This is a genomic window from Hymenobacter aquaticus (assembly GCF_004765605.1).
Classification (GTDB): domain Bacteria; phylum Bacteroidota; class Bacteroidia; order Cytophagales; family Hymenobacteraceae; genus Hymenobacter; species Hymenobacter aquaticus.
This window is the reverse complement of the sequence record NZ_SRLC01000002.1, coordinates 1,559,890-1,572,678: the sequence shown is the minus strand read 5'-3', so window position 1 is coordinate 1,572,678 and position 12,789 is coordinate 1,559,890. Positions and strand designations below refer to the sequence as shown.

General features: G+C 63.6%; 12 protein-coding genes. 9 read left to right on the top strand and 3 right to left on the bottom strand.

Annotated elements, in window-relative coordinates; all coding sequences use genetic code 11:
- Window positions 1-24 precede the first annotated feature (24 nt).
- From E5K00_RS19330 to lepB, 7 genes are all read left to right on the top strand, one after another.
- The gene (locus E5K00_RS19330; protein ID WP_135464910.1) at window positions 25-1,596 is read left to right on the top strand and encodes a RagB/SusD family nutrient uptake outer membrane protein; all 1,572 of its coding nucleotides are present in this window, start codon (window positions 25-27) and stop codon (window positions 1,594-1,596) included.
- A 157-nt stretch (window positions 1,597-1,753) separates the two neighbouring features.
- The gene (locus E5K00_RS19325) at window positions 1,754-2,800 is read left to right on the top strand and encodes a glycoside hydrolase family 43 protein (protein WP_135464909.1); all 1,047 of its coding nucleotides are present in this window, start codon (window positions 1,754-1,756) and stop codon (window positions 2,798-2,800) included.
- A 51-nt stretch (window positions 2,801-2,851) separates the two neighbouring features.
- Entirely contained in the window at window positions 2,852-4,489 is a 1,638-nt protein-coding gene (locus E5K00_RS19320; protein ID WP_135464908.1) for a family 43 glycosylhydrolase, read from the top strand.
- A 571-nt stretch (window positions 4,490-5,060) separates the two neighbouring features.
- Entirely contained in the window at window positions 5,061-6,026 is a 966-nt protein-coding gene (locus E5K00_RS19315; RefSeq protein ID WP_135464907.1) for a ParB/RepB/Spo0J family partition protein, read from the top strand.
- Between the two features lie 8 nt (window positions 6,027-6,034).
- Entirely contained in the window at window positions 6,035-6,685 is a 651-nt protein-coding gene (locus E5K00_RS19310) for a DUF5683 domain-containing protein (protein WP_135464906.1), read from the top strand.
- Complete coding sequence (gene dapB, locus E5K00_RS19305) at window positions 6,682-7,401, top strand: 4-hydroxy-tetrahydrodipicolinate reductase (protein WP_135464905.1); 720 nt, start codon at window positions 6,682-6,684, stop codon at window positions 7,399-7,401. The genes E5K00_RS19310 and dapB overlap by 4 nt, the downstream gene beginning before the upstream one ends.
- 116 nt (window positions 7,402-7,517) lie before the next feature.
- Window positions 7,518-8,717: a signal peptidase I gene (lepB, locus tag E5K00_RS19300; protein WP_135464904.1), complete on the top strand. Its 1,200-nt coding sequence runs from the start codon at window positions 7,518-7,520 to the stop codon at window positions 8,715-8,717.
- An 89-nt stretch (window positions 8,718-8,806) separates the two neighbouring features.
- On the opposite strand, the gene E5K00_RS19295 is transcribed toward lepB, so the two are convergent.
- From E5K00_RS19295 to E5K00_RS19285, 3 genes are all read right to left on the bottom strand, one after another.
- Window positions 8,807-9,598, bottom strand: coding sequence for an SDR family NAD(P)-dependent oxidoreductase (locus E5K00_RS19295; protein ID WP_135464903.1), 792 nt, complete (start codon window positions 9,596-9,598; stop codon window positions 8,807-8,809).
- A gap of 70 nt (window positions 9,599-9,668) precedes the next feature.
- Window positions 9,669-10,670: an AraC family transcriptional regulator gene (locus E5K00_RS19290; protein WP_135464902.1), complete on the bottom strand. Its 1,002-nt coding sequence runs from the start codon at window positions 10,668-10,670 to the stop codon at window positions 9,669-9,671.
- Window positions 10,671-10,690: 20 nt separating this feature from the next.
- On the bottom strand, window positions 10,691-11,356 hold the full coding sequence (locus tag E5K00_RS19285) for a uracil-DNA glycosylase (protein ID WP_135464901.1): 666 nt from the start codon (window positions 11,354-11,356) through the stop codon (window positions 10,691-10,693).
- Between the two features lie 108 nt (window positions 11,357-11,464).
- Here E5K00_RS19285 and apaG point away from each other — a divergent pair, with 108 nt between their 5' ends.
- On the top strand, window positions 11,465-11,851 hold the full coding sequence (apaG, locus tag E5K00_RS19280; protein ID WP_135464900.1) for a Co2+/Mg2+ efflux protein ApaG: 387 nt from the start codon (window positions 11,465-11,467) through the stop codon (window positions 11,849-11,851).
- A gap of 154 nt (window positions 11,852-12,005) precedes the next feature.
- Window positions 12,006-12,776 (top strand): O-methyltransferase, encoded by a 771-nt coding sequence (locus tag E5K00_RS19275; protein WP_245328351.1) that lies wholly within the window; start codon window positions 12,006-12,008, stop codon window positions 12,774-12,776.
- Window positions 12,777-12,789: the final 13 nt, after the last annotated feature.

The following is a 12,789-nucleotide window of genomic DNA, read 5'->3' as shown; positions in this document are numbered from 1 at the left end:
TCTCTGAACTTCAGGCTCCTCCCTATGAAATCTATGTTTCTGACCCGCTTGGTACTGGCTGGTTTGCTGCTCTTGGGCGCAACAGCCTGTGAGAAAGACCTCCTCGACCAGGCCAACCCCAATCTGCCCACCGTCGAAACGTCGTGGAAAACCAGCGACGATGCCGTGAAGGCGGCCACGGCCTGCTACGCGGGCTTGCAGGGGCTGGGCATGTACCGGCGCTGGCTCAACTTTGCCTTCGACCTGCGCGACGACACCGGCTTCAGCCAGAGCCCCTGGGGCGAGCTGGCCGACTTCACCCGCTTCCTGCACCCGAACTACAACTTTGAGGTGTCGAACAACATCTGGCGCGACCATTACCGCACCATTTACCGCTGCAATCAGGTGCTGGACAAAGTGCCCGGCATTCAGGGCATGGACCCGATCCTGCAACGCCGGGTGCTGGCCGAAGCCCGCTTTCTGCGCGCGCTGAGCTACTATAACCTGGTGTCGCTCTACGGCAACGTGCCCCTGGCCCTGGGCGTGCCGACCGACCTGAACACCGTGCCCGCGCAGGGCAACGAAGCCCAGGTGTGGGCCCAGGTAATTGCCGATTTGCAGGTCGCCCAGGCCGATTTGCCGGCTACCTACACCGGCACCGACGTGGGCCGGGCCACCAAGGGCGCGGCCACGACCCTGCTGGGCAAGGCCTACATGCAAAACAAGCGCTGGGCCGAGGCCCAGGTTCAGTTCGCGCAGGTAATCAGCTCGGGCACGTACCGGCTGGTGGCTAACTACACCGACAACTTCCGCCACACGACGGAAAACAACCAGGAATCCATTTTCGAGGTGCAGTTCTCCGACGAGAAAAAAGGGGGCAACGACGCCGGCGGCGGCCCCGACGCCACCTCCTCGCAGGGCGGGCAACGCTCCCAGTTCTGGGGCGTGCCCGGCTTCGGCTTCAACGACGGCGAGGTGAGGCCCTGGGTGGTGCGCGAGTTTTTGCAGGAGCCCACGGCCACCGGGCAGCGCGACCCGCGCCTGGCCGCTACCGTGTTCTACAACCGCCGCGACCAAACCCAGTTTCCCTCGGCCCTGCCATCCGATGCTGATACCCTTGTGTACGGCGTAGGCTTTCTGACCCGCTACGGCAAAGACGCCCGCAACCGCTCCCGCGTGTACTGGCGCAAGTACCAGACCGACTACTACCGCGCGTTCGAGGATTTCGACTCGCCCATCAACCAGCGGGTGATGCGCTACGCCGACGTGCTGCTGCTACAGGCCGAGGCCATCAACGAGCAGGGCAACCCCGGCGCGGCCATTCCGCTGGTTAACCAGGTGCGGCAGCGGGCCGGCCTGGCGCCCTTGCCCACTACTCTGACCAAGGAAGCGCTGCGCACCCAGCTGATGCACGAGCGGGTGACGGAGCTCACGGGCGAAGGGGTGCGCTGGTTTGATCTGCAACGCTGGGGCCTGCTCGCCGATGCGGCCTCCGTGAACCTGCTCAAGGCCCGCGACCCGGACTTCGGCAACTTCGTGGTCGGCAAGTCGCGCCTGCTGCCGCTGCTGCAAAGCGAAGTCGACCTGAACCGCCTCCAGCAGAACCCGCAGTGGTAGCCCCGTGCTGACGAAGCAAACGAAAGAGCCGCCCCGGCCCCGCGCCGGAGCGGCCCTTTCGTTTGCTGTCTTGCACTAAGGCCGCGCGGCCGCCACCCCGTTTCACGCAGGAGCGCTGGCCGCCCTCCTGATTTTTTCCCTTCTCACCTCCACCCGTATGCCCACCTTTTTCCGCCGTCTGCTTCCTCTGACTTTGCTGGCCCTCACGCTGGCCTGCCAGAAGGCCGCCGTTTCCGTGGCGCCCGTCACGCCGCCCTCCACGACGACCACCTTCACCAACCCGCTGCTCCCGGCCGGGCCCGACCCCTGGGTTATCCGCCGCGGCGACGTGTACTACTACATGCACACGACGGGCAACAACCTGGTGATTCGCAAAACGGCGAAGATGTCGGAGCTGGGCTCGGCCGTCAGCACCGTAGTCTGGACGCCGGGCCCCAACCAGCGCGACATCTGGGCCCCGGAGCTGCACTTCTTCGACGGCAAGTGGTACATCTACTACTCGGCCGACCCGCTCTGCTGCGACGGGCACCGCATCAACGTGCTGGAAAACGCCAGCGCCGACCCCACCACCGGCACCTGGGTCGATAAAGGCCGCATTGCCGTGCCCGGCCAGGACCTGTGGGCCATCGACGGCACGGTGCTGGAGCAGAACGGCAAACGCTACCTGCTCTGGTCGGGGCACGAGGTGGCCAGCAGCCCGGTGCAGCGCCTCTACATTGCCGAAATGAGCAACCCCTGGACCCTGGTTGCTCCCCGCGTCGAGCTTTCCCACCCCGAGTACAGCTGGGAGCAGATCGGCAGCCCGGCCGTGAACGAAGGCCCGGAAGTGCTCCGGCACGCCGACAAAACCTTCATCATCTACTCGGCCAGCCACTGCAGCACCGACGACTACGCCCTGGGTATGCTCACGGCCGCCGCCACCGCCGACCCGCTGAAGCCCACTGCCTGGACGAAAACGGCGACGCCGGTTTTCGTAAAAAATCCGGCGGGGCGGGCCTTCGGACCCGGCCACAACAGCTTTTTCCAAAGCAAGGACGGCACCGAGGACTGGATTCTCTACCACGCCAACCCCCAACCCGGCCAGGGCTGCGGCGACAACCGGAGCCCGCGCATGCAGAAATTCACCTGGAACGCCGACGGCACGCCCAACTTCGGCCCGCCCGTCGCCACGGGCACCGCCCTGCCCAAGCCGGCCGGGGAATAGGCCCCGGCTTTTCTGCTCTCCCGCTCTTTTACCTGACTGCTCCTTCCGTTCATGCTTTACCTTCCCAAGACTTCGCCCGCCCTGCTGCTGGCCCTGAGCCTGCTGCTCGGTGCCTGCCAGCGGGCCACTACCAGCGGCGGCACGCCCCCGGCGGCTACCGCCCAAACCGGGGCCGGAGCCGAGCTGCCGGCGCTGTCCGTCGTCAATCCGGTGCTGCCGGGCGACTTTCCCGACCCGTCCATTACCAAGGTCGGCGACACGTACTGGGCCACGGCCACGTCGTCGAACTGGGGGCCGGCGTTTCCGCTGCTGCACTCCACGAACCTGACCGACTGGCAGCTGGTGGGCCACGTGTTTCCCCAGGAGCTGCCGACCTGGGCCGACTACTACTTCTGGGCCCCGGAAATCAGCCAGGAAGGCAACAAGACCTACATCTATTATACGGCCCACCAAAAGGACGGCAACCTGGCCGTGGGCATTGCCAGCGCCGACCGGCCCGAGGGCCCCTACACCGACCACGGCCCGCTGGTGGCCCAGCCCGACGGCTCCATCGACGGGTTTCCGATGCGCGACGAAAACGGGCAGCTCTACCTGATCTGGAAGGAGGACGGCAACAGCGTGCAGCAGCCCACGCCCATCTGGGCTCAGCGCCTGAACGAGGAGCATACGGCCTTGGTGGGCGAGAAAAAAGAGCTGTTTCGCAACACTGCTCCCTGGGAAGGCAACCTGGTGGAGGGCGTCTGCATGGTGAAGCGCGACGCGTATTTCTACGCCTTTTATGCCGGCAACGGCTGCTGCGGCCACGGCTGCACCTACGGCATCGGGGTGGCCCGTTCCAAAAGCCTGCTCGGCCCCTGGGAGAAGTACGAGCAGAACCCCATCCTGACCAAAAACGAGCAGTGGGCCTGCCCCGGCCACGGCACCGTCTTCACCCGCGGCCAGCGCTGGTACATGCTGCACCACGCCTACGACACGCGCAGCTTCGAGTTTGTGGGCCGGCAGGGCGTCATCAGCGAGTTTAGCTGGACGCCCGACGGCTGGCCCGCTTTCAAAAACAGTAACCCGGTGCCTCCCCGGCAAGCCAACGTAGCGCCCCGCAACCTCACCGACGAGTTCGACCAGCCCACCCTGCTGCCCTCCTGGCAGTGGCCGGTGCAGGAGCGGCCCACCGTGGCGCTCCGGGGTGGCAAGCTGCTGCTCACGGCCCAGCCGCAGCACAGCGGGGCCGTGCTGGGCCAGCACACCACCACCGCCGACTACACCGCCACCACCACCCTGCTCAGCCCCGCCAAGCTGCCCGCCGGCACTATAGCCGGCATTGCCGCCCACGGCGACCCGGAAAACACCCTGGCCCTGACCGTCGGCAACGGCAAGCTCCAGCTCTGGCAACTCGAAAAGGGCAGGCAAAAAACCCTCGGCGAAGTAAAATTGCCCGCCGCCGCCGCTCTCACCCTGCGCCTGCAAGCCCAGAATGGCAGCCTATTCCGCTTCTCCTGGAGCCCGGACAACGGCCGCACCTGGCAACACCTGCCCGGCCTCACCGCCCCCATCAACGGCGCTTACCTGCCGCCCTGGGACCGGGGCGTGCGGGCCGGCATCCTGGCCAAAGGCCCGGCCTCGGCTACCGTGGCCTTCGAGAATTTCAGCCTCGAAAATCAGCCAACTGCCGCTCAGGCTACGGACAAGTAAGGCCGAAAGACCGGCCTCGCTCGGGCGTCAGTACCGCGAAGTGCCACTTCGCGAGGCGTCCGCGCCGGCGAGTATTTTCTCCTGAGCAGCGCCGCTACGAATCCCCCGCACCTGATAATGAATAGCCATCAACGCTCCGTCACAGCTCGTTGACACCTGGTAAGAGGCTATTGACGCCCCGTCACAGGCCATTGCCACCTGGTCACAGGCCATTGACACCCCGTCACGGCTCGTTGACACACCTTCACAGGCCATTGACGCCTCGTCACGGCTCGTTGACACACCTTCACAGGCCATTGACACCTCGTCACAGCTCGTTGACGCCTCGTAAGAGGCCATTGACACCTCGTCACAACTCATTGACACCTGGTCACGGGCCGTTGCCACCGTTGCGCAGTGGCTTGCGGCGGCAAGGGACGGTTACCACGACAAATCCCTGAAAGCCAACCGACCAAGCCAATGTTCCACGATTATTTCGGGCCCGTGGAACATTTTTTCCCCGGCTTCCCCCGGCTTTGTGTATTTTTGACTCCTGCTTTCCCCTGGCACTGGGTGGAAACGGAATGTAGGTATGTCAGAGAAGAACGAAGAGAAAAATGCTTCGGCGGCCGCTCCCGCAGCAGCCAAACGCAAAATCGGTGGCCTCGGCCGCGGCCTGAACGCCCTGATCGAAGGCAGCTACGAGAAGAAAAGCGACCGGGTCGGCCTGGTGCCCCACCCCATGAACTCCGTCGGCTTCATCCCCGTCGGGCAGATTGAGGCCAACCCCTACCAGCCCCGCACCCACTTCGACCAGGAAGCCCTGCAGGAGCTGGCCGAGTCCATCAAGATTCAGGGCATCATCCAGCCCGTCACGGTGCGCCAGACCGGCACCAACGCCTACCAGCTCATTTCGGGCGAGCGGCGCCTGCAAGCCTCCAAGCTGGCCGGCCTCGACTCGATTCCGGCCTACATCCGCAAGGCCGACGACCAGCAGATGCTGGAAATGGCCCTGATCGAGAACATTCAGCGCGAAAACCTCAACGCCATTGAAATTGCCCTGAGCTATCAGCGGCTGGTGAGCGAGTGTAACCTGAAGCAGGAAGAGCTGGGCGACCGGGTGGGCAAAAACCGCTCGACCGTGACCAACTACCTGCGCCTGCTCAAGCTGCCGCCCGACATTCAGATCGGCCTGCGCGACACGGTCATCAGCATGGGCCACGCCCGCGCCCTGATTAACATCGACGACGCCGAGCAGCAGCTGGCCTTGTTTCACCGCATCGTGGCCGAGGAGCTGTCGGTGCGCAAGGTGGAGCAGCTGGTGCGCGCCGGCCTGGTGGCCCCGCGCAAAGCCGACGCCCCCTCGGCCCAGGCCGTGCAAGACACCCAGATCCACATTCCGGTGGCCGAGCTGCGCCGCACCGAGCGGTTCCTCTCCGACCGGTTTGGCAGCAAAGTGTTGGTAAAGCCAGGGCCGCAGGGCAATGGCGAAATCAAAATTGCGTTCGACTCGGTAGAAGACATGCAGCGTATTCTGCACATTCTGCAACCGGCCTAACCTTCGTTATGACTACGCCTCCGAATCGACTGGCTGCCCTGGCGCTGCTGGCCCTGCTCCTGCCGCTGGCAGAACCGGCCCAGGCCCAAACCGTCACGGCCGGCCCCGATTCTGCGGTAGTCAGCACCCCGGCCGTCACGCAGGCGTCCCGGCGCACCGAAAAGCTGTTCGGCTTCACGATGACCCGGCCCAAGAAAGCCGGGATTCTGGCGGCCATCCTGCCCGGCGCCGGCCAGATCTACAACCGCAAGTACTGGAAGCTACCCTTGGTGTACGGCGCCATTGGCGGCACACTCTACGGCGAGATTTTCTACCAGAAGCTCTACAAAGAGTACCGCACTGCCTACTACGACTTTCGCGCCGGCCGACTACCATCGGGGCCAAACGCCGCGCAGATACGGGACAGCGCCTACGCCTACCGGGGCCTTACGGCGTACCGCACGCAGCGCGACGCCTTCATTGCCTACGCCGCCCTGGCCTACACCCTCACCATTCTGGACGCGGTGGTCGATGCCCACCTCAAGGACTTCGACATCAGCGACGACCTGGGCCTGCACTGGCAGCCCTCCCTGCTGTGGGTGCCCACGGCGGCTCTTACGCCGGGCCTCACGTTTACTCTTACCCTGAATAATTCGCGCCCCAGGCGCCCTACTGAATGAAGCTGCTCCTGATTGGCTACGGCAAAATGGGCCAGGCCATCGAAGCCCAAGCGGTGGCCCGAGGCCACCAGATTGCGGGTATCGTCGACCCCTCCCGCCCCGAAGTCCGCATTGCCGACTTCGACTCCACCACCGTGGACGCGGCCATTGAATTTACCCACCCCGACGCGGCTTTCGCCAACGTCATGGCCTGCCTGCAACAGGGCATTCCGGTGGTGTGCGGCTCCACGGGCTGGCTCCACCACTTTGCCGAGGCCCAGGCCCTGTGCCAGCAAAAAAACGGGGCCCTGTTCTACGCCTCCAACTACAGCGTGGGCGTGAACCTCTTCTTTCACTTCAACGAGTACATCGCTGCCAAAATGCACCAGTTCGGCGGCTACGACGTGCAGGTGCGCGAAATTCACCATACCCAGAAGGTCGACCAGCCCAGCGGCACGGCCCTGACGGCGGCGGAAGGCATTCTGCGCAACTTCCCCGGCAAGACCACCTGGCGCAACGAGCCCACGACGGAAGCCAACGAGCTAGCTATCCTTTCCGAGCGCACGGGCCAGGTCGTCGGTACCCACATCGTGACCTACTCCTCGGCCGTCGACCAGATTGAGCTCAAGCACGAGGCCCACTCCCGCGACGGGTTCGTGCTGGGCGCCCTGCTGGCGGCCGAGTGGCTGCCCAGCCACCGGGGCGTATTTGGAATGAAAGATCTGCTCGGATTGTAATACGCCCGGGCCGCCCGACGTTGGAAAACTATATCGTTCCCGCGTAATTATTCGGATATTACCGCCTTCAACGGCAGCCCGCACGGGTTGCCCTTTGCCTTCATTCTTGCCGACTTATGGCCGTTCAATCCTGGGAAGAGCGCCTCGCCGCTGCCAATACCGCCGCCGCTAACCCTTCTACGACTCCCGTCAAGAAGCCCAAGGGCTTTTTCCGGGAGTGGGGTGATGCCATCCTGTTTGCCGTCGTGGCCGCCACGCTGATTCGCTGGGCCACGTTCGAAGCCTACACCATCCCGACGCCCTCGATGGAGCACTCCCTGCTGGTGGGCGACTACCTGTTTGTGAGCAAGCTGCACTACGGCCCCCGCACGCCCCAGACGCCCCTGCAAGTACCCCTGACGCACCAGACGCTGTGGGGCTCCAGCCTGAAAAGCTACTCCGACGCCATTCAGCTGCCCTCCTACCGCCTGCCCGGCTTCTCGGAAGTGAAGCGCAACGACGTGGTGGTGTTCAACGTGCCCTTCGAAAGCCAGCACCCCGCCGACCTGCGCACCAACTACATCAAGCGCTGCGTGGCCGTGGCCGGCGACGTGCTGGAAATAAAGGACACGCAGGTGTACGTGAACGGCAAACCCGCCGCCAACCCGCCCCAGAGCCAGAACCGCTACTTCCTGCAGGTGAACGAGCCGGTGCGCGCCAAGGTGTTCCAGGACCAGGGCATTTCGGATTTCAACAACCCCACCGGCGTGCCCCAGCCCCAGATGCTGGGCGAAATGGGCCCGGCCTACATCGTGGATGCCACGCCCCAAACCGCCGACTATTTCAAGCAGCAGTCCTTTATCAAAGGCGTCGTGCAGGACAAAGCTCCCGCCGGCCAGGGCGAAGCCGACGTCTTCCCCAACAACCCCGACTACCCGCATAGCACGCCTTCCATCACCGGCATTGCCAAAAACTGGAACAAGGACAACTACGGCCCGTTGCAGCTGCCCAAGGAAGGCCAGACGGTGCAGATTACGCCCGAAAACACGCCCATCTACCAGAAAATCATCATGCGCTACGAGCACAATGAGGGCGTGACGATGCAAAACGGCGTGCTGCTGCAAAACGGCAAGCCCCTGACCAGCTACACGTTCAAGCAGGACTACTACTTTATGATGGGCGACAACCGCCACGACTCCCTGGACTCGCGCTACTGGGGCTTCGTGCCCGCCGACCACGTCGTGGGCAAGGCCGTGCTGATCTGGATGTCGGTCGACCCCTACGCCGACTTCTTCCACAAGATCCGCTGGAGCCGCCTGTTCAACTTCATCGACTAAGCTGGCTGCCTTCCGGCAAACGACAACGCCCAGACCCCGCACGGAGTCTGGGCGTTGTCGTTTAACCCACGTGGCCGGTTGCGGATGGCTCAGACGGCGCTGCGCACCAGCCCGCCGTCGACGCGCAGGCTGGCGCCGTTGATGGCCCCGGCCAGCGGGCTGGCCACAAACACGGCAAAGTCGGCAATTTCCCGGGGCTGAATCAGGCGGCCGATGAGGGACGTGGGCCGGTTTTCGGCCATGAAGCGCCGCTCAGCGGCCGGGTAGTCGGCCTCGTCGGGAAACACCTGCTTGATAAACTCCTCCACGCCCGGCGTGTGGGTCGAGCCCGGCAGCAGGGAATTTACCGTGACGCCCGTGCCCTTCGTCATTTCGGCCAGGCTGCGCGAAATTGAAAGCTGCATCATCTTGGTAGCGCTATAGTGGGCCATTTCCGGGGCCGGGTTCAGCGCCGACTCGCTGCTGATAAACAGCACCCGCCCGGTGCCGCGGGCCAGCATGCCGCGCAGATAGTGCCGGCTCAGGCGCACCCCGCTCATAATGTTGACCTCAAACAGCTGCTGCCAGGCCGCGTCGGTGGTGTCGAAAAACTCCGTCGCCTCGTAGATGCCCAGGTTATTGACCAGCACGTCGACTTCGGGGTACAGCTCGGTGGTGCGGGCGGTGCCTTCCAGAGTGCCATTGTCGGCGGCCAGCGGCAGCAGCGCGGCCTCGGGCATTTCCTGCTGCAGCTGGGCTATGGCCTGCGCCACGCTGGCCTCAGTGCGGCCATTGACGATAACGCGGGCCCCTTCGCGGGCAAAGGCGCGGGCCATTTCCAGGCCAATGCCGCCGGTAGAGGCGGTAATCAGAACGGTTTTGTTGGTGAGCTGCAGATCCATGACGGGTAGCGTAAAGTGAAGGATGGGCCGCGGCTTGCGGCAGCCATCCATACAACCACGAACCCGCCCTTTAGTGCGCGGCCGTTTCTACGGAAGTAGTTGCACTTTCCACGGTTTTCGGGCCGCCGCGCCGGGTTTGGGAAGGCGTCTGGCCGGTGTGGCGCCGGTAGAAGCGCGTAAAGTAGGCCGCGCTGGCAAAACCCAGCAGCCGGGCCACCTCGCCCACGGGCAGCGCCGAGCTGACCAGATACATAGCCGCCGTTTTGGCCAGCAGGTCGTGGAGCACCGTGCCGGCCGAGCGGCCCGTGTGGGCCCGCACCACGTCGTTGAGGTGGTTCTGGCTCACGTGCAGGCGCTCGGCATACTCGCGCACGGTGGTCTGGCGCAACGGCCGGCCCCGGCGCAGGCCGGCCATGTCGGCATCGAGCAACGCCAGGAAAGCGTTGGTGAGCTGCACGCCGGCCGAGTGCATTTGCTCGGCCTGGGGGTTGGTTTCGCGGTACAGGGCGTAGGCCCGTTGCAGCAGCAGCTGTAGCTGAGTGCGCAACAGCGGGGCCCGGGCGGGCGAATGGGCCAGATAATCGGCTTCCATGTGCTGCATCAGCTCCAGAAAGTAGCGCGTTTGTTCGGGCCGCAGCGGCAGCACGCTGGCCCCGCCCGCCACCCGGAAAAACGGCAGGCTGCGCAGCAGGCTTTTGTCGGTGCGGTCCACGTTGAAGAAGTCCTCCGAGAAAGCGCAGAAGTAGCCCTGGTGGTCGGGCACGGTGGTTTGCCAGCTGGTAATGGTATGGGGACCGATAAAGCACAGCATATTTTCGCGCACGTAGTGCTCCTCTGCCCCAAACGTGTGCACGCCTTCCCCACCGGTGACGATGAACACCAGGTAGAAATCAATGCGGTTGGCCGCAATGGTATCCTTGCACTTGTAGCGGAAGTCGTCGCGCCGATGAATCTCGAAGTGCTCGATGGTACTGCTTCCACTCGGTAGCGGGTTCAATGAGCGGCCTTCCCCCTGAAAGTAGAGCTGGTGGTATACCTGGCCGGACAGCAGCGGAATGGCGGAGGAAGGCATGGCTTATCCAGAATAGGCAGCTACCACTCGATGGGCTTTTCACCGTGCTGCTGGAGGTAGGCGTTGGTTTTGCTGAAAGGCCGGGAACCGAAGAAGCCCCGGTCGGCGGCGTAGGGCGAGGGGTGGGCCGAGCGAATAACCAGGTGCTTTTTCTCGTCGATGACCTCGCCTTTCTTTTGGGCGTAGGCACCCCAGAGAATAAAGACCACGTGCTCCTTTTCGTCGGAGATGCGCTGAATGACGGCGTCGGTGAACTGCTCCCAGCCTTTTTTCTGGTGGGAGCCGGGCTCCTTGGCCCGCACGGTGAGCGTGGCGTTGAGCAGCAGCACGCCCTGCTGGGCCCAGCGGTCCAGGTTGCCGTTGGCGGGCGGGCTCGAGGTCGGAATATCATCCTGCAGCTCCTTGAAGATGTTTTGCAGGGAGGGCGGCGTGCGTACGCCGTCGGCCACGGAGAAGGACAACCCGTTGGCCTGGCCCTTGCCGTGGTAGGGGTCCTGGCCCAGAATCACGACCTTAACCTGGTCGAACGGGCAGGCGTCGAAAGCGTGGAAAATGGCGGGGCCGGGCGGGTAAACGGTGGTCGTGGCGTATTCGCCGCGGACAAACGTAATGAGATGCTGAAAATATGGTTTTTCGAACTCGGCGGCGAGTACCTTGCGCCAGCTTTCTTCTATCTTTACGGACATAAGGGGAAAGTTTTTTTGCGGTGTGGTCAGTCCTTCGGGGCCGCCGCTGCGTAGATAAACCAAATTCCGGACACGGTTGTTAGTCCTTCACAGAACCGCACAGGAGCCATGAATACGACGACTACGCAGGGCGTTACCGTTAGCGTTACGACCAATTATTTGCCTGACTATTCCAGCCCGGCCCAGGAGCATTACGTGTTTGCCTACAAGATTGATATTCTCAACGGCAGCGAATACACCGTAAAGCTACTCCGCCGGCATTGGTACATCTACGATGCCAACGGCGTAGTGCGCGAAGTGGAAGGTGAAGGCGTGGTCGGTCAGCAGCCCGTGCTGGAGCCCGGCGACTCGCACCAGTACGTGTCGGGCTGTAACCTGAAGTCGGGCCTGGGCAAGATGCGCGGCTCCTACCAGATGGAGCGCCTCGTGGATGGCCGGGAGTTTGCCGTCGACATTCCGGAGTTTACCCTGGTCGTCCCCTACCGCCTGAACTAGATTTTTAGTGCTTTGAGCCTGGTGCCTGGTGCCTGGCTCGAACGGTGACTCCCAGCTTGCCAAGCACTATATACCAGGCACTAAGCACCGATTCTTGCTGTTCCAGGCTTTCCGTTACATCCGATTTTTACTCCGCTCGGGGAATGCACATGGGTTGCATTCCCCGTTCGTTTTTGGGCTCTACACCCACGTCATCAACCACGACGGCGCCTTTGCTGCCTACGAGCCCATCGAGGCGCGGCGCGCGGCCCTGCTGCACGACAATACCCTACTCACCGTGCGCGACTTCGGGGCCGGCTCCCACACCGGGGCGGGCCGGCAGCGCAGCATCCGCAGCATTGCCCGCGCCGCCGCCAAGCCCCGGCCCTTCGCGCAGCTGCTGTTCCGGCTGGTCAATCATTTTCAGCCCCGCACCATTCTGGAGCTGGGTACTTCCCTGGGCCTCACTACGGCCTACCTGGCCGCGCCCAACGCCCAGGCCCGGGTTCTTACTTTCGAAGGCTGCCCCCAAACGGCCGCCGTGGCCCGGCAAACCTTCGAAACGCTGCAACTGCGCAACATCGACGTGGTGGAGGGCAACCTCGACGACACCCTGGCCCCGGCCCTGGCCGCCCTGCCTGCCCCCCTCGACTTCGCCTTTTTCGACGGCAACCACCGCTACGAGCCCACCGTGCGCTACTTCGAGCAGTGCCTGCCCTACCGCACCGAGCGCAGCCTGTTTATCCTGGACGACATTCACTGGTCGGCGGAAATGGAGCGGGCCTGGCACACGATAAAGGCTCACCCGGAGGTGAGCCTTACCATCGACCTGTTCTTTATCGGCTTGGTCTTTTTCCGGAAAAATCAGCCCAAGCAGCACTTCACTTTGCGCTTCAACAACGCGGTAGACAAGCTGCTGGAGCGAATTAAGTACCTATCGTCTTAGTTGTCAGTTGTTC